Raw genomic sequence first — 17,492 nt, 5'->3', positions numbered from 1 at the left:
AGACTGCGCGCGCCCGAATCTCACGATTCCTCCTCCACAAGGCCCGTCCCCCATGCTCACCGTCCACCACCTCAACAACTCACGTTCGCAGCGTGTGCTCTGGCTGCTCGAAGAGCTCGACCTGCCCTACGAGATCGTCCACTACGAGCGCGATTCGCAAACCATGTTGGCGCCCGCTTCGCTGCGGGCCGTTCATCCGCTGGGCAAGTCGCCGGTGGTCACGACGGACGACGGACTCACGCTCGCGGAATCGGGTGCGATCATCGAGACGGTCATCGAGCGCTACGGCAGCGGCCGGCTCGCGCCTGCCGCCGGCACGCCCGAAGCACTGCGCTACCGCTACTGGCTGCACTTCGCCGAAGGCACGGCCATGTCGCCGCTGCTGCTGAAGCTGGTGTTCGACCGCATCGAGACCGCCAAGATGCCGTTCTTCGCCAAGCCGATCGCCAAGGCCATCGCGGCCAAGGCCAAGGGCGCGTTCATCAACCCGAACATCACGGGGCACCTGAACTTCATGGAAGCCGAGCTCGGCAAGAGCGAATGGTTTGCCGGCGACGACTTCAGCGGTGCCGACATCCAGATGAGCTTCCCGGTGGAAGCCTCGCAGGCGCGCGGCGGGCTCGACGCGAAGCGCCCCAAGCTGATGGCGTACCTTGAGCGCATCCATTCACGTCCGGCCTACAAGCGCGCGCTCGAACGCGGCGGCCCCTACGGCCTGCTGAGCTGATCAGAAGATCTGCATCAGCGCCAGCGTCATCGTGATGTAGCGCAGGAACTTCCCGACGGCCATGTAGGCCAGGCAGGGCCAGAACGGCAGCTTCAGCCATCCCGCCACCGCGCACAGCGGATCGCCCACCAGCGGCAGCCAGCTGAGCAGGCAGGCCTTCGGGCCCAGCCGCTCCAGCCAGCCCAAAACTCGCACATGGTGTTTCGAGTGCGAGTATTTGTCCGCCACCTTGTGCGCGCCGTAGCCCATCCACCAGTCGACCGCGCCCCCCAGCGTGTTGCCCACGGTCGCCACCGCGATGGCCGGCCAGAACATGTCGGGGTTGAGCTTGAGCAGCCCGAAGAGAAAGGGCTCCGAGCCCACCGGCAGCAGCGTGGCGGAGACGAACGCGGCCACGAACAGCGTCGAGAGACCGTACTGCGGCAGCGCCAGCAGCGCCATGAGGGAGTCGAGCCAGGCTTGCATAAGGTGAGGTAGGGCCCGCGCAGTATAGGCAGCGCTCACGTCGCACCCGCGTCGGAGGAAGCGCCGCGAAACACCCGTATTTACACGGGTACCCAGGGCGCAAATCGTTTCAGTCGCTGAAATGCGGCGTGGCTACAATCGTGCCTCATTTTTCAGCAGCCGAACGCGCACCGCTCCCCTTCCAAATGACCTTGCAGATCGGCACCCACACGCTGGAAAACCGCCTGTTCGTCGCGCCCATGGCCGGCGTGACGGACCGGCCTTTCCGCATGCTGTGCCGTGAACTGGGCGCGGGCTATGCGGTCAGCGAGATGGTCACCTCGCGCAAGGAACTCTGGGGCACGCTGAAGACCTCGCGCCGCGCCAACCACGACGGCGAGCCGGGCCCCATCGCGGTGCAGATCGCCGGCACCGACGCGGCGATGATGGCCGAGGCCACGGTCTACAACATCGAGCGCGGTGCGCAGATCATCGACATCAACATGGGCTGCCCGGCCAAGAAGGTCTGCAACAAGTGGGCCGGTTCGGCGCTGATGCGCGACGAGCCGCTGGCGCTGGAAATCGTGCAGGCCGTGGTCGATGCCGCGCAGCCTTTCAACGTCCCGGTCACGCTGAAGATGCGCACCGGCTGGAGCCACGACCGCCGCAACGCGGTGAAGCTGGCGCGCGACTTCGAATCGGCCGGCGTGCAGATGCTCACCGTGCACGGCCGCACGCGCGAGCAGGGCTACAAGGGCCATGCCGAGTACGACACCATCGCGGCCGTGAAGGCCGCGGTGCGCGTGCCGGTGGTGGCCAACGGCGATATCCGTTCGCCCGAGAAAGCGCGCGACGTGCTCGCGGCCACCGGCGCCGACGCGGTGATGATCGGGCGCGCCGCGCAGGGCCGGCCCTGGATCTTCGGCGAGATCGCGCACTTCCTGGAAACCGGCACGCACCGTGCACCGCCGCTCGTGGTGGACGTGCGCCGCCTGCTGCTCGACCATCTGGTGGAGCACTACGCGCTGTACGGCGACTACAGCGGCGTGCGCACGGCGCGCAAGCACATCGGCTGGTACGTGAAGACCTTGCCCGACGGTGAGGCGTTTCGCGCGCGAATGAACACCATCGAAGACTGTGCGGCGCAGCTGCGCGCGGTCGGCGACTATTTCGACGGGCTGGCGGACCGCATGGCGCGCATGCCCGAACAACACGAGGCGGACGAAGAACTGTCCGGTGAAGAGGAGGCGGCTTGCGCCGTCGATTGAGAGAGAAGAGAAGAAAAGCAATGAGCAAGAAACACATCGAGGACTGCGTGCGCACCAGTCTGGACAGCTACTTTCGCGATCTGCGTGGCACCGAACCCGACGGCATGTACGAAATGCTCGTGCGCGTGGTCGAGAAACCCCTGCTCGATGTCGTCATGACGCGCGCCGAAGGCAACCAGTCGAAGGCCGCGCAATGGTTGGGCCTGAATCGCAACACCCTTCGCAAGAAGCTGGTCGAACACAAACTTTTGAAATAACTCCACGGCACATCCATGGCTCAGACTGCACTCATCTCCGTTTCCGACAAGACCGGCGTTCTCGAATTCGCCCAGGCGCTGCATGCGCTGGGCATCAAGCTGCTGTCCACCGGCGGCACCGCCAAGCTGCTGGCCGACGCCGGCCTGCCGGTGACCGAGGTGGCCGACCACACCGGCTTTCCTGAAATGCTCGACGGCCGCGTGAAGACGCTGCACCCCAAGATCCACGGCGGCCTGCTCGCGCGTCGCGACCTGCCCGCGCACGTGGCGGCCATCAAGGAACACGGCATCGACACCATCGACCTGCTGGTGGTCAACCTGTACCCGTTCGAAGCCACCGTGGCCAAGCCCGGCTGCACGCTGGAAGACGCCATCGAGAACATCGACATCGGCGGCCCGGCCATGGTGCGCAGCGCGGCGAAGAACTGGAAGGACGTGGGCGTGCTGACCGACGCGTCGCAGTACGCGGTGGCGCTGGCCGAACTGAAGGCCGGCGGCAAGCTCAGCGACAAGACCAAGTTCGCGTTCTCGGTGGCCGCGTTCAACCGCATCGCCGACTACGACGGCGCCATCAGCGACTACCTCTCGGCCATCGATTTCGACGCCAGCATCGGGCAGGCCGCGCCCACGCGCACGCTGTTCCCGGCGCAAAGCAACGGCCGCTTCGTGAAGGTGCAGGACCTGCGCTACGGCGAGAACCCGCACCAGCAAGCCGCGTTCTACCGCGACCTCTATCCGGCGCCCGGCTCGCTGGTGTCGGCCAAGCAATTGCAAGGCAAGGAACTGAGCTACAACAACATCGCCGATGCGGACGCTGCATGGGAATGCGTCAAGAGCTTCGACGTGCCGGCCTGCGTGATCGTCAAGCACGCCAACCCCTGCGGCGTGGCCATCGGCAAGGATGCGGCCGAGGCCTACGGCAAGGCCTTCAAGACCGACCCGACCTCGGCCTTCGGCGGCATCATCGCCTTCAACCGCCCGGTCGACGGCGCCACCGCGCAGGAGATCGCCAAGCAGTTCGTCGAAGTGCTGATGGCGCCGGGCTACACGCCCGAGGCGCTCGAAGTGTTCCAGGCCACCAAGGCCAAGCTGAACGTGCGGGTGCTCGAAATTGCGTTGCCCAAGGGCGGTGCCACCGACTGGGACAACGGCCGCAACGCCATGGACGTGAAGCGCGTCGGCTCGGGCCTGCTGATCCAGACCGCCGACAACCACGAGCTCGCGGCCAGCGACCTCAAGGTGGTGAGCAAGAAACAACCCACGCCGCAGCAGCTGCAAGACCTGCTGTTCGCCTGGAAGGTCGCCAAGTACGTGAAGAGCAACGCGATCGTGTTCTGCGCCAACGGCATGACGATGGGCGTGGGCGCCGGCCAGATGAGCCGCCTCGACTCCGCGCGCATCGCCAGCATCAAGGCTGAGCACGCAGGCCTGTCGCTGAAGGACACGGCCGTGGCCAGCGACGCCTTCTTCCCGTTCCGCGACGGCCTCGACGTGGTGGTCGATGCGGGCGCGAGCTGCGTCATCCAGCCGGGCGGCTCGATGCGCGACCAGGAAGTCATCGATGCCGCCGACGAGCGCGGCGTGGTGATGGTCTTGTCGGGCGTGCGCCACTTCCGGCATTGACCGGGCTTCTTCGGCTTCTTTCAAGAACACCGCGGAACCGGCTGGCTTTGCCGGGCCGCTGGTGTTGCCCCCGCTAGGGGGTTGGCGAAGCGACGCGAAGTGCGCGCAGCCTGGGGGCGAGCCTATTCCCCGAACCGGTACTTCAGCTGGAAAGTGATGGCGCCGTAGAGGCGGTTCTTGATGGTCGGCACATAGGCGATGTTCAGGCCCCAGTTCCTGCCTTCGATGGCCGCCGTCGGAAGGATGGCCGGAAACCAGTTGCCGTTGCGGTAGTTGGGGTAGCCGTCGAAGCCGCCCACCACCGCGCCGAACTTCACGCCGTAGAACTCGAAGGGCAGCACGTAGAGCCCGACGTAGTTCGACTGCCGGCGGTCGCTGTTGCGAAAGGTGCCCGCCGTGACGCGGTAGGTGTCGTTCAGCGGGTACTCGATGCCGAAGCCCTGGTTGACGTTCTCCAGCCCCTTGCCGCCGTCGAAGTGCGCCGAATAGAAGCCGGGGTTGACCCAGATGTTCTTCGGGTCGAAGGCGGACTGCGCAAGCGCCAGGCCGGGTAGAAGAAGAGCGGAAAGAGCAACACTCGCTACCGGCAGCAGGCGCAGGGCGTTCATGGACTAAGGCGTTCTGAAAATCTCTCGTGCCGCTTCTATGGTGGCTGCGATATCTTCCTCCCCGTGCGCTGCGCTCACGAAGCCTGCCTCGTAGAGCGCGGGGGCAATATACACGCCGCGATCGAGCAAACCGTGAAACAACGCATTGAACCTGGCGTTGTCGGTTGTCATCACGGTGGCATAGTTTTGCGGCAGGTCTTTCATGAGGAAAAAGCCGAACATGCCGCCTTCGCTGTCGGCGTTGAAGGGCTGGCCTTCGGCCGCCGCTGCGGCCTTCAGGCCGTCGACCAGCGAGCGCGTTTTCTTGCCGAGCGCTTCGTAGAAGCCGGGCTTGGCAATCTCCTTCAGCGTGGCCAGGCCGCAGGCCGTGGCCACCGGGTTGCCCGACAGCGTGCCGGCCTGGTAGACCGGGCCCTGCGGCGCGAGCTGTTCCATGATCGCGCGCGGGCCGCCGAATGCTGCCAGCGGCATGCCGCCGCCGATGACCTTGCCCAGCACCGTGAGGTCGGGCTTGATGCCCAGCACGCCTTGCGCGCCGTGCAGGCCCACGCGAAAGCCCGTCATCACCTCGTCGAACACCAGCAGCGCGCCGTGCTTCGTGCAGAGCTCGCGGCAGCGCTGGGCGAATTCGGGCGTGGCGCGCACGAAGTTCATGTTGCCGGCAATGGCTTCGATCATCAGGCAGGCGATGTCGTTGCCGTGCAGCGAGAAGGCGTCTTCAAGCTGCTGCAGGTTGTTGTACTCGAGCACGATCGTGTGCTGCACCACTTCGGGCGGCACGCCGGCCGAGGTCGGGTTGCCGAAGGTGGCCAGGCCGGAGCCGGCCTTCACCAGCAGCGCGTCGGCATGGCCGTGGTAGCAGCCTTCGAACTTGATGATGCTCTTGCGTCCGGTGGCGCCGCGCGACAGGCGCAGGGCGCTCATGGCGGCCTCGGTGCCGGAGCTCACGAGCCGCACCATTTCCATGGACGGCACCAGCGCGAGGATGGCTTCGGCCAGTTCGATCTCGCGTTCGGTCGGCGCGCCGTACGAGAAGCCTTCGAGCACGGCCTTCTGTACCGCCTCGACCACGGCGGGGTGGCCGTGGCCCAGGATCATCGGACCCCAGGAGCCGATGTAGTCGATGTAGCGCTTGTCGTTGGCATCCCAGAAGTAGGCGCCTTGCGCCCGCTTGATGAAGCGGGGCGTACCGCCCACGGCCTTGAAGGCGCGCACGGGCGAGTTCACGCCCCCGGGAATCACGGCGCGGGCGCGCTCGAAAAGAATGTCGTTCTGGTCAGTCATCGGTATCAGTGTCGAGTGTCGTGGGGGGGCAGGGCGAAGTCCTGCGGGACATCGGGTTCGTCGCCATCGTCTTCGTCGTCTTCGGGCTCGGCCCAGAACAGGCGGTCGGGCAGCACATGGCCCATGCCGGGGCGAAAGCCCGCGTCGAGGCAGCGGTCCATGTAGGCCAGCGCCTCGGAGGTGGCCGCCACGAGGTCGGTGCCGCTGGCCAGCAGGGCGGCCAGCGCGGCCGACAGGGTGTCGCCGGCGCCGGCGAAGACGGCCTCGAGCCGTTCGTACTTCTCGCTGACCAGCACCGACTGCGGCGAGGCCAGCACGTTGTCGAAGAACTGTTCGGGCAGCACCATGCCGGTCACCAGCGTGTAGGGCACGCCGAACTCCCCGGCGGCCTTGGCGATGTCGCGCGCGCCGGGCGGGCGCTCGCCGCTCCAGTCCGGCAGCAGCCAGCGCCACAGGGTGCTGTGGTTTCCAACCAACACCGTTGTCTGGGGCAAAACCAGCTCGCGAAATGCGTCCAGGTAGGGCTCGATCAGGTTCTCGTCCCACCACGACAGGTTGGGCATGTAGGCCACCACGGGCACCTCGGGATAGTCCGCCGCGGTCTCGGCGATGGTGCTCAGTGCCTCGGGGGAGCCGGCGAAGCCGACCTTGATCAGCTGCACCTCCACGTCTTCCAGGATGGCGCGCGCCTGCTCCGCGATGGCCTCTTCGTCGAAGGGAAAGTGGTCGAAGATCTCCGCCGTGTCCCGGGCGTAGGCGCCCGTCACCACAGGCAGGATGTGTGCGCCCACCGACGCCATGGCCAGCGCGTCGGCGCCCAGGCCGCCCGCCCCGCTGGGATCGCTCGCATTGAACACCAGCACGCAGGGGGGATTCAGGTCGCGCTCGGACACCTCGCCGTCGTCCTGCGAGGGGTCGTTAAGATCGCCCGGTTTGCGGGCGTTATCTGCTGGAAGTAGGTAGATGGTCATACGCCGGGCTGAATCCCCTGGATGGTGGCATAGGCGCGACGTTTACGGTCGGCCAGTGAGATACGCATAGATACACTCGTTGCATTTAATGAACAAGGACTTTAAGCTCCGATGAATACGAAAACTTGGATGTGCCTGATTTGTGGGTGGATCTATGACGAAGCGGTTGGTGTGCCGGAAGACGGCATCGCGGCAGGCACGGCCTGGGCTGATGTTCCGATGAACTGGACCTGTCCTGAGTGCGGTGCGCGCAAGGAAGACTTCGAAATGGTTGAAATCTGAAAGCATGGCATAGATAGAGCTACGCGGTCTGCGTCGATGTTCGGCGCGGCGGGCTTCCAAGTCTCATGAGCAGGAGCATTTGCAATGGGCCCGAATGGATCAGGTTACAAGGTGCTTGTCATCGATGACAGCAACACCATCCGGCGCAGTGCCGAGATTTTTCTGAAGCAGGGCGGGCACGAGGTTCTTCTCGCGGAAGACGGCTTCGACGCGCTCTCCAAGGTGAACGACCACAAGCCGCATCTGATTTTCTGCGACATCCTGATGCCGCGGCTCGACGGCTACCAGACCTGCGCCATCATCAAGCGCAACGCGCATTTCTCCAACGTGCCGGTCGTCATGCTGTCCTCGAAGGACGGCGTATTCGACAAGGCGCGCGGCCGCATGGTCGGCTCCCAGGACTACCTGACCAAGCCCTTCACCAAAGACCAGCTGCTGCAGGCCGTGCAGCAGTTTGGCATCGTTCAACAGGAAGCGCAGTGATGCCCATTCGAAAAATCCTCGTCGTCGACGACTCCAAGACGGAACTGATGTTCCTGTCCGACCTCCTCCAGAAGAACGGCTTTGCCGTCAAGACCGCCGAAAACGCCGACGACGCCATGCGTCGCCTCGAGGAAGAGCAGCCCGACCTGATCCTCATGGACGTGGTCATGCCCGGCCAGAACGGCTTCCAGCTCACGCGTGCCATTGCCCGCGACCCGAAGTACGCGGCGATCCCGATCATCCTGTGCACGAGCAAGAACCAGGAAACCGACCGTGTCTGGGGCATGCGCCAGGGCGCACGCGACTACATCGTGAAGCCGGTCAACGCGGCCGATCTGATGTCCAAGATCAGCGCGCTGGTCTGAGCGAGAGACCTTCGAGTCCATGGCGAATCGCGACGCTCTGAGAGCCTTCCAGTCCCGGCTGGCGAGCCGCCTGCAGGCGGCTCGCACCACGGGCGTGGCAGCCACGTGGCTGGCGGTTGAGGCGGGGGAGGGCAAGTTCCTCTTCCCGCTGGGACACGCCGGCGAAATCTTTCCCTGGACGCCGCCCCAGCCCGTGCCCTACACGGAACCCTGGTTTCTCGGTGTGGCCAACCTGCGCGGCGGCCTCTACGGCGTGGTGCAGCTGTCGGCCTTCGCCGGCGGCCCGCTCACGCAGGCCCCCACCGAGGCGGCGCGCATCCAGTCGCGGCTCGTTGCGTTCAACGAGCTGCTCGAAGTCAACTGCGCATTGCTGGTCGACCGACTGGCGGGGTTGCGGGGCGCGGAGGCCTTCACGGCGTCCGAAGCCCCGGGCGCAGACGCACCTGCCTGGCACGGGCATCTGTACACCGACGCGGCAGGGGAGCGCTGGCAGGAAATCAACCTGCAGGCGCTTTCGCAGCAACCCCAGTTTTTGAGTATTGGTGCGTAGTGCCCTGGCACGCCGTACCGGAAACCACCTGAAGGACCGACCGTGAGCTCGATCGCCGACAAGTTCAAGAAATTACTGCCCCCCAACAACGGCCACGACAAGGCCCGCGTCGACGGCTCCGGTTCCACGCTATCGATCGACAACGTCGATACGGTCCAGGTCCCGGACGAGAAAACCGTGCGCCTCGCCAGCAAGGGCAGTGCCTCCGCGCCCACGGACACCAGCTTCGGCGACCTCGACCTGCCGGGCGGCGGCGACGCCGCCAACGAGCCGGCCGCCGCGGTGATCGACCCCGCGCCCGCCGCCTCGGGCGGCAGCGTGGGTGCCAACCCGGCGAAACAGCAGCGGATCCTGGCCATCCTGCTGGCCGTGGTCGTGCTGCTGCTGCTGCTCGTGGCAGGCTCCGCCATTCTTCGCGCGGAACGCCTCGCCCAGCAGGTGGCGGCCACCGGCCAGTCGCTGATGCAATCGCAGCGTCTCGCCAAGTCCATCTCGCAGGCCCTCGTCGGCAGCGCCTCGGCGTTCGTCGAAGTGAAGGAAAGCTCCGACGACCTGTCCCGCCGCGTGGCGGGCCTGACCAACGGCGACGACTCGCTGCGCCTCGAACGTGTGGGCAACCAGTACGACGAGGAGATGAACAAGATCAACCCGCTGGTCACCCGTGCCGACGCCAGCGCCAAGGCCGTGCTGGCCCAGCGCCAGATCCTGACCCAGGTGGGTGCCGCCTTGCGCGACATCAACCAGCAGTCGTCCACGCTGCTCGAAATGACGGAAACCGTCGCGTCGCTGAAGATGCAGCAGAACGCCACGCTGCCCGAAATCTCGGCCGCCGGCCAGCTCGTGATGCTCACGCAGCGCATCGGCAAGTCGACCAACGAGTTCTTCACGGTCGAGGGTGTGAACCCCGACGCCGTGTTCCTGCTGGGCAAGGACCTGAACACCTTCCAGGAAACCACCCGCGGCCTGCTCGACGGCAATGCGCAGCAGCGTTTCCCCGGCTCGCGCGACCCGCAGACGCGCGAACAGCTCGAATCCATCCTGAAGACCTACGAGCAGATGCGCACGCAGGCCTCGGCCATTCTGGGCAATCTGCAGGGCCTGGTGGCCGCGCGTGAAGCGCAGGCGTCGATCCTGACCGACAGCGAACCCCTGCGCAAATCGCTCGGCGACCTGCAGGACAAGCTCTCCGCCCGCACCGGCCTGGGCGCCGGCACCATCGTGCTGCTGTTCGTGCTGTCGCTGGCCGCCCTGGCACTGGCCGGCGCCATCGGTTTCGTGCAGGTGCGCGAAGGCCGCGAACGTGCCGCCGTCGCCGAACGCGAACGTCTGGCTGCCGAACAGGCCTCCGACGAGGCCGGCCGCGTGAACAACGCCAACCAGGCCGCCATTCTTCGGCTGATGAACGAACTGCAGACAGTGGCCGAAGGCGACCTGACGCAGGAAGCCACCGTGACCGAGGACATCACCGGCGCCATTGCCGACTCGGTGAACTACACGGTGGAAGAACTGCGCCTGCTGGTGGGCAACGTGCAGAACACGGCCACCCGCGTGGCGCAGACGACTTCGCAGGTGGAAAGCACCTCGACCGAACTGCTGGCCGCCTCGACCGAACAGCTGCGCGAGATTCGCGAAACCGGCCAGTCGGTGCTGACCATGGCCGAGCGAATCAACGGCGTGTCCTCGCAAGCGCAAGAGTCCGCCACGGTGGCGCGCCAGTCGCTGCAGGCCGCGTCCTCGGGCCTGCAGGCTGTGCAGAACGCCATCGGCGGCATGAACTCCATCCGCGACCAGATCCAGGAAACCTCCAAGCGGATCAAGCGCCTGGGCGAGTCGTCGCAAGAGATTGGCGAAATCACCGAGCTGATCTCGGACATTACCGAACAGACCAACGTGCTGGCGCTGAACGCCGCCATCCAGGCCGCATCCGCCGGTGAAGCCGGCCGAGGCTTCTCGGTGGTGGCCGAGGAAGTGCAGCGACTGGCCGAACGCTCCGCGGACGCCACGCGCCAGATCTCGGCGCTGGTGAAGGCCATTCAGACCGACACCCAGGATGCGGTGGGCGCCATGGAGCGCTCCACGCAGGGTGTGGTCGAAGGGGCCAAGCTGTCCGACAACGCAGGTACCGCGCTGACCGAGATCGACCGCGTGTCGCGCCGCCTGGCAGACCTGATCGAGCAGATTTCGCAGTCCGCCTCCCGCGAAGCCGATTCGGCCAACGTGGTGGCAGCGAACATCCAGCACATTTTTGCCGTGACGGAACAGACCGGCGAAGGCACGCGGACCACCGCCCAGCAGGTGCGCGAACTCTCGCAGATGGCTGAAGAACTGCGCCGCTCGGTGGCTCGCTTCAAGATTGCCTGACCCCAGACAGATAAGAACGGCGAGCACCCAACGTGTCGATCCAAACCCCTGCCACGGCCCCTCTTGCCGGCACCGTGCCGGCCACCGAAGACCTCGGGCCGCTGGCCTGGGTGCTGGGAGAAATCCAGAAATCCCTTGACGGTGTGGGCAAGTCGTTGCGGCGCTTCGTGCGCGACGTGGGCACCGCCGCCGAGCCCGAGAGCGGCCCGCTGCAAATGGCCCGCCTGCAACTGCACCAGGCCGTCGGCGCGCTGCAGATGGTGGGACACCCGTCGCCCGCGCTGGTGCTCGGCGCCATCGAGTTCGCGGTGCAGGGCTTCATTGCCGAACCGCAGCGCTGCACCGACGCCGCCGTGCTCAAGATCGAACGCGCCGGCTTCGCCGTCACCGATTTCCTCAACGCCCTGCTGGCCGGCAAGTCCGTGTCGTCGGTGGCGCTGTTTCCCCAGTACCGCGACGTGCTGGAGTTGGTCGGCAACGAACGTGTGCACCCGGCCGACCTGTGGAGCACCGCGTGGCGCTGGGTCGAGGTCAAGCCTGCACTGACGCAGGCTGCCATCGCGTATGAGCCGTCCGTGCGCTCGCGGCTGGACCGCGAGGTGCTGCAGCTCGTCAAGACCGGCGACGTGCAGGCCGCGCGGCGGCTGCATGCGCTGTGCCTGGGGCTCGGGCGCGGTGCGCTGCTGCCGCGCGTTGCGAGCTTCTGGACCCTGGCCGCCGGCTTCTTCGAAGCGCTGGCCGCCGGGCTGATCGCCCCCGATTCCTACGTGAAGCGTGCCGCTTCGCGCGTGCTGCTGCAGTACGCCACGCTCGCGCGCGGCGACAGCGTGGTGTCCGACCGCCTGGGCCAGGACCTGCTGTTCTTCTGCGCGCAGGCCGTGCCCGCCGACGGCGACGACACCGCCACGCTGCGCGCCGTGCGCAGCGCCTGGGGCATCGCCGGCGAGCCGCACATCGACTACAACGCCGAGCAGTTCGGCCGCTTCGATCCGCTGGTGCTGCAACAGGCGCGCAAGCGCATCGAGACCGCCAAGGAAATGTGGTCGGCGCTTTCGGGCGGCGACATCACCCGCACGCGCCAGGTGGCCGACACCTTCGCGCAGCTGGGCGAGTCCCTGCACAAGCTGCATCCGCCGAGCCAGCCGATGGTGCAGGCGCTGACCCACGCGGTCGAAGCGTCCCTGCGCTCGGGCCAGGCGCCGGGCACCGAACTCGCGATGGAAGTCGCCACCTCGGTGCTGTACCTGGAGGCCGCGCTCGAGGACCTCGACCCGAGCGACCCCCAGCTCACCTCCCGCACCCTGCTGCTCGCCGGGCGCATCGAACGTGTGCGCGACGGCGGCCATTCCGAGCCGCTCGAGCCGTGGATGGAAGACCTGTACCGCCGCGTGAGCGACCGCCAGACCATGGGCACCGTGGTCGACGAGCTGCGCAGCCACCTGAGCGAACTCGAGAAGTCGCTCGACCAGTATTTCCGCCGGCCGGCCGAAAAGGGCCTGCTGGGCACGGTGCCCACGCAACTCATGCAGATGCGCGGCGTGTTCTCGGTGCTCGGCCTCGACCAGGCCGCGCTCACCGTGCAGCGCATGCGCGACGACGTCGAGGCGATGCTCGTCAGCACCTCGCCGGCCGAGGAAATGGCCGGTTTCGACGCGCTGGGCAACAACCTGGGCGCGCTGGGTTTCCTGATCGACATGCTGGGCTACCAGCCCGCACTGGCCAAGCGCCTGTTCGTGTTCGACGCCGAAGCCGGCGAACTCAAGCCGCTCATGGGCCGCCAGTCCACCGACAGCACGGCTGCCGACAGCGCCGCACAGAGCCAGCCCCCGGCAGCCGCCGCCGTGCTCAGCATCGAGGAAGTCGACGCCCAGATCGCGTCGAAGCTCGCCGCGCTGGCCACGCCCAACCGCAAGGCCAAGGTCTCGCCGATCGAAGAGTTCAGCAACAAGGCCGACAGCTGGACGAACAAGATCTCCGGCCCGTCGGCGCTGCCCGACACCGAAGTCACCGAGCTCGAAGAAGACGACCTGCAGAACATCTTCCTGGACGAAGCCCGCGAAGTGGTGGAAGCCGGGTTGGCCGCCATTGCAGAACTTGCCAGCTACCCGGACGACACCGAAGAACTCACGATCCTGCGGCGTGCATTCCACACGCTCAAGGGCAGCTCGCGCATGGTCGGCCTCACCGACTTCGGCGACGCCGCCTGGTCGCTCGAACAGGTGGTCAACACCTGGCTGGCCGACCAGCGCGCCGCCACGCCGGAACTGCTGTCGGGCACCGAAAGAACGCTGAAGGACTTCAGCCAGTGGGTCGAAGCCATCGCTTCGGGGCAAGCCCACGGCTGGCAGGCCGCGCAGTTCAGCCGCGTGGCCAACGCGCTGCTGGCCGGCGAGCCCGTGCCACCGCCGGTGCGCCTGGCCGATGCGGATGCCCTGGCGGTCGCCGCGCGCCATATCGCAGCGGAAACGCCGGCGCCTGCGGCCTCGTTGCCGCCGCTGCCCACCTTGCCGGACCTGCCCGATCTGTCGCTGACCGAGGACGTGCCTGCGCCCGCCCCGGTTGCCGCACCGGCCGCGCCCGAGTCGTTCGAGACCTTCGCCTGGCAGGAGCCCGAGAAGTCCGCCGCGCTCGAAGCCGACGACGACTTCGCCTCGACCGACTTCCAGGATTTCGATTCGAAGCAGACCACCGAGCCGGCACCGCTGCTCAGCCTGCCGAGCGGCGACGAGTTCGATTTCCTGGCCCCCGCCAGGAAGCCCGCGCGCCCTGAGCCCGTGGCCTTCCAGCCCGAGCCGGAACCCGAGCCCATCGAGGCGGCTCCCGAAGTCATCGAAGCGACCCTCCCGACCGAGACGGCCTTGCCCGACTTCGACTGGGAGCCCGAGCCGCTGCCCGTTCAGGCCGCCGAGCCCGAAGTCATCGAAGCCGCGCAGCCACCGGCCGACGAGCCCGTGCAGGCGCCTGTCGAAACGATCGATGAAGCGCCTGTAGAAGCGCCCGAGCCGTTGCTGGCCATCGCGCCGGAACCCGAACCGGAGGCGGTGCCTGAAGCCGTGTTCGAACTGGAACCCGAGCCGGAGCCCGCACCCGCGGTCGCCGAAGTGGTCGTGCCCATCTTCGAGGCGCCCCCGGCACCCGTCGAGGCGCAGATCCTCGTCGCCGAAGAAGCGCCCGAACCGGTGGTTGCGGCCGCCCCGGCCGAGCCTGCCGAGCCGGTCACGCAAGACATCGCCGTGTCAGCCAGCGCCGAAGACCAGGTCAAGGTCATCGGCCCGCTGCGCATCGGCATCGCGCTCTACAACGTCTACCTCAACGAGGCCGACGAGTGGTCGCGCCAGCTGGCGAACGACGTGGGCGAGTGGGCGCTGGAATCGCACGAACGCCTGCCCGACTCGACCGTGGCGCTGGCCCATTCGCTGGCCGGCAGTTCGGCCACCGTGGGCTTCCACAGCCTGTCGGGCATGGCCCGCCTGCTCGAAGCCGCGCTGCAGCACCTGCAGATGCAAGGCAGCGGCACGCGTGAACAGGGCCTGGTGCTGGTCGCCGCCGCCGACGAGCTGCGTCGCCTGCTGCACCAGTTCGCGGTCGGCTTCCTGCGCGATCCGGCCGAAGGCACGTTGCAGGCGCTGCGCGACATCGCCGCCTCGCCGATGCCCACCGAAATCGCCATGCGCGCCGAAGTCCGGCCGCCGCAACAGGTGGTGGTGCACGACAGCGTGGCCGACGTGGCGCTGGACGACTCCGAGGACGCCATCGACCTGGCCGACGCGGTCGACATCGACCTGTTCCCGATCTTCGAGGAAGAGGCCGCCGATCTGCTGCCGCAACTGGGCGAGGCCCTGCGCCAGTGGGCGCACCACCCCGACGACAGCGCGCCGCGCGCGTCGGTGCTGCGCACGTTGCACACGCTCAAGGGCAGTGCGCGCCTGGCCGGCGCCATGCGCCTTGGCGAGCGTGCGCACCGCATGGAGTCCGAGATCGAAGTCCTGGGCTCCCAGGGCGCCGAACGCGCCGACATCGAAAAACTGCTCGCGCGCCTCGACGCCCTGCAGGCCACTTTCGACGCGCTGCGCGCGGCGGACGACGCCACGCAGGTCGAGCTGGCGCAGATCGTCGCCTCGGCAACCGCTTCCGTGCCGGCCGCCCAGCTGGTGCAGGTGGCGCATGACGCGTCGGTGCCGGCCAACGACGAAACCGCCGAGCCGCTGAGCGGCGACGCGGACGAAGCCGCCGGCATCGATGCCGCCGCCCCGGCCATGCTGCAGCCGCGTCCCGCGCCGGCCATGCTGCAGCCGCGTCCCGCGCCGGCCATGCTGCAGCCGCTGCGCACCGCGACCGGCCAGGCCGTGCGCATCCGCACCCAGCTGCTCGACCGCCTGGTCGCGCAGACCGGCGAGGTCATCATCACGCGTTCGCGCCTGGAGGCCGAACTGGGCCAGCTGCGCGGTTCGCTCGCCGACCTCACGGGCAACCTGGACCGCCTGCGCCAGCAGCTGCGCGACATCGAAGTGCAGGCCGAAAGCCAGATGCAGTCCCGCCTGGCGCAAGCCAAGGACTCGCAGCAGAGCTTCGACCCGCTGGAGTTCGACCGCTTCACCCGCGTGCAGGAGCTCACGCGCATGATGGCCGAGTCGGTGAACGACGTGGCCACCGTGCAGCGCACGCTGCAAAAGACGGTGCAGGCCACGGAAGACGACCTCAGCGTGCAGGCGCGCCAGACGCGCGAACTGCAGCGCGGCCTGCTGCGCACCCGCATGGTGGAGTTCGAGGGCATTTCCGACCGCCTGTACCGCGTGGTGCGCCAGGCCTCTAAAGACACCGGCAAGCAGGTGCGCCTGGACATCGTCGGCGGCTCCATCGAGATGGACCGCGGCGTGCTGGAACGCATGACGCCCGCCTTCGAGCACCTGCTGCGCAACTGCGTGGCGCACGGCATCGAGAGCGCGCAGGCACGCGAGCAGGCCGGCAAGGACGCCAGCGGCCTGATCGTCATCGAGCTGCACCATGAAGGCAACGACGTCTCGGTGAGCTTCCGCGACGACGGCGCCGGCCTCGACCACCAACGCATCGCCGAGCGTGCCCGCACGCTGGGCCTGCTGGGCCACGACCAGGACCTGTCGCCCGAAGAAGCCACCGAGCTGATCTTCAAGCCCGGCTTCTCGACCGCCGGCCAGGTGTCCGAACTTGCTGGCCGCGGCATCGGCATGGACGTGGTGCGCTCGCAGATCGCGGCGATCGGCGGACGCATCGAAACGCACAGCGCCGCCGGCCAGGGCACTACCTTCAAGCTGGTGCTGCCGCTCACCACCGCCGTGACGCACGTGGTGATGCTGCGCGCGGGCGAGGTGTCGATCGGCGTGCCGTCGAACCTGGTGGAGCTGGTGCAGCGCGTGAGCGCCACCGACCTCCAGTCGGCCTACGAGCAGAACAGCCATCCCTTCGGCAGCGAACAGGTGCCGTTCTACTGGGCCGGCGCGCTGCTGCAGCACTCCACCCGCAGCGAACAGGTGGCCAGCAGGAGCAACACGCTGGTCGTGGTGCGAAGCGCGGCGCAGCGCGTGGCGCTGCACGTGGACGAAGTGCTGGGCAACCAGGAAGTCGTGGTGAAGAACCTCGGCCCGCAGCTCGCTCGCTTGCCCGGCCTGGCCGGCATCTCGGTGCTGGCGTCGGGTGCGGTGGCGCTGATCTACAACCCGGTGGCGCTGGCCGCGGTGCACGGCGAGTTGGCGCGCGAGCGCCAGGCCGCCGCGCTCGCGGTGCCGGCCCATGCCACGGCCGAGGGCGATGCGCCGCAAACGCCGGTGGCCCTGGCCCCGGTGGTGCCGCAGGTTCCGCTGGTGCTGGTGGTGGACGACTCCATCACCGTGCGCCGCGTCACGCAGCGCCTGCTGCAGCGCGAAGGCTATCGCGTGTCGCTCGCGGCCGACGGCCTGCAGGCGCTCGAGCGCCTGCAGCAGGAACGCCCGGCGGTGGTGCTGTCGGACATCGAGATGCCGCGCATGGACGGCTTCGACCTGGCCCGCAACATCCGCGCCGACGCGGCCCTGGCCGAGCTGCCGATCATCATGATCACCTCGCGCATCGCCGAGAAGCACCGCGACTACGCGCGCACGTTGGGCGTGAACCACTACCTGGGCAAGCCCTACTCGGAAGAGGAACTGCTGCGCCTGGTGCGTGCGTACACGAGCGAACCGGCCCTGGCCGCCGCAGCCTGACGCTGGCCGTCCGGCACCGACCAGACAAAAGGGGCCGCGAGGCCCCTTTGTCAT

14 protein-coding genes are annotated in these 17,492 nt (G+C 67.5%); 10 read left to right on the top strand and 4 right to left on the bottom strand.

Annotation, left to right across the window (positions count from 1 at the left end):
• The first annotated feature begins 52 nt into the window (after window positions 1-52).
• Window positions 53-727: a glutathione S-transferase family protein gene (locus AC0IYU_RS23780; protein ID WP_472121752.1), complete on the top strand. Its 675-nt coding sequence runs from the start codon at window positions 53-55 to the stop codon at window positions 725-727.
• On the opposite strand, the gene AC0IYU_RS23775 is transcribed toward AC0IYU_RS23780, so the two are convergent.
• A complete protein-coding gene (locus tag AC0IYU_RS23775; RefSeq protein WP_472121749.1) occupies window positions 728-1,192 on the bottom strand; it encodes a YqaA family protein in 465 nt (154 codons plus the stop codon).
• A 185-nt stretch (window positions 1,193-1,377) separates the two neighbouring features.
• On the opposite strand from AC0IYU_RS23775, the gene dusB reads away from it, so the two are divergent.
• From dusB to purH, 3 genes are read left to right on the top strand one after another with little or no spacing between them, the layout of a single operon-like run.
• On the top strand, window positions 1,378-2,439 hold the full coding sequence (gene dusB / locus AC0IYU_RS23770; protein WP_472121746.1) for a tRNA dihydrouridine synthase DusB: 1,062 nt from the start codon (window positions 1,378-1,380) through the stop codon (window positions 2,437-2,439).
• A gap of 20 nt (window positions 2,440-2,459) precedes the next feature.
• Window positions 2,460-2,696: a Fis family transcriptional regulator gene (locus AC0IYU_RS23765; RefSeq protein WP_007838304.1), complete on the top strand. Its 237-nt coding sequence runs from the start codon at window positions 2,460-2,462 to the stop codon at window positions 2,694-2,696.
• 15 nt (window positions 2,697-2,711) lie between these two features.
• Window positions 2,712-4,319 (top strand): bifunctional phosphoribosylaminoimidazolecarboxamide formyltransferase/IMP cyclohydrolase, encoded by a 1,608-nt coding sequence (purH, locus tag AC0IYU_RS23760; protein WP_472121743.1) that lies wholly within the window; start codon window positions 2,712-2,714, stop codon window positions 4,317-4,319.
• Window positions 4,320-4,441: 122 nt separating this feature from the next.
• Here the strand turns inward: purH and AC0IYU_RS23755 are convergent, their stop codons facing one another.
• From AC0IYU_RS23755 to thiD, 3 genes are read right to left on the bottom strand one after another with little or no spacing between them, the layout of a single operon-like run.
• Entirely contained in the window at window positions 4,442-4,927 is a 486-nt protein-coding gene (locus tag AC0IYU_RS23755; protein ID WP_472121741.1) for a hypothetical protein, read from the bottom strand.
• A gap of 3 nt (window positions 4,928-4,930) precedes the next feature.
• Window positions 4,931-6,211, bottom strand: coding sequence for a glutamate-1-semialdehyde 2,1-aminomutase (gene hemL / locus AC0IYU_RS23750; RefSeq protein WP_472121739.1), 1,281 nt, complete (start codon window positions 6,209-6,211; stop codon window positions 4,931-4,933).
• 5 nt (window positions 6,212-6,216) lie between these two features.
• Window positions 6,217-7,182: a bifunctional hydroxymethylpyrimidine kinase/phosphomethylpyrimidine kinase gene (gene thiD, locus AC0IYU_RS23745; protein WP_472121737.1), complete on the bottom strand. Its 966-nt coding sequence runs from the start codon at window positions 7,180-7,182 to the stop codon at window positions 6,217-6,219.
• Between the two features lie 111 nt (window positions 7,183-7,293).
• Here thiD and AC0IYU_RS23740 point away from each other — a divergent pair, with 111 nt between their 5' ends.
• The 6 genes from AC0IYU_RS23740 (at window position 7,294) to AC0IYU_RS23715 (ending at window position 17,438) form a co-directional block, all read left to right on the top strand.
• Window positions 7,294-7,464, top strand: a complete 171-nt coding sequence (locus tag AC0IYU_RS23740) for a rubredoxin (protein WP_007838397.1) — start codon at window positions 7,294-7,296, stop codon at window positions 7,462-7,464.
• An 84-nt stretch (window positions 7,465-7,548) separates the two neighbouring features.
• Window positions 7,549-7,947: a response regulator gene (locus AC0IYU_RS23735; protein ID WP_081271091.1), complete on the top strand. Its 399-nt coding sequence runs from the start codon at window positions 7,549-7,551 to the stop codon at window positions 7,945-7,947.
• Entirely contained in the window at window positions 7,947-8,312 is a 366-nt protein-coding gene (locus AC0IYU_RS23730; protein WP_435436872.1) for a response regulator, read from the top strand. Before AC0IYU_RS23735 ends, AC0IYU_RS23730 begins: the two co-directional genes overlap by 1 nt.
• Before the next feature lie 19 nt (window positions 8,313-8,331).
• Window positions 8,332-8,862 (top strand): chemotaxis protein CheW, encoded by a 531-nt coding sequence (locus AC0IYU_RS23725; RefSeq protein WP_435436873.1) that lies wholly within the window; start codon window positions 8,332-8,334, stop codon window positions 8,860-8,862.
• Between the two features lie 42 nt (window positions 8,863-8,904).
• Window positions 8,905-11,223, top strand: coding sequence for a methyl-accepting chemotaxis protein (locus tag AC0IYU_RS23720; protein WP_472121734.1), 2,319 nt, complete (start codon window positions 8,905-8,907; stop codon window positions 11,221-11,223).
• 32 nt (window positions 11,224-11,255) lie between these two features.
• On the top strand, window positions 11,256-17,438 hold the full coding sequence (locus AC0IYU_RS23715) for an Hpt domain-containing protein (protein WP_472121732.1): 6,183 nt from the start codon (window positions 11,256-11,258) through the stop codon (window positions 17,436-17,438).
• Window positions 17,439-17,492 lie beyond the last annotated feature (54 nt).

The sequence above is a fragment of the Variovorax sp. AC103 genome (assembly GCF_979254005.1).
This window is presented reverse-complemented; position numbering and strand designations above follow the sequence as displayed.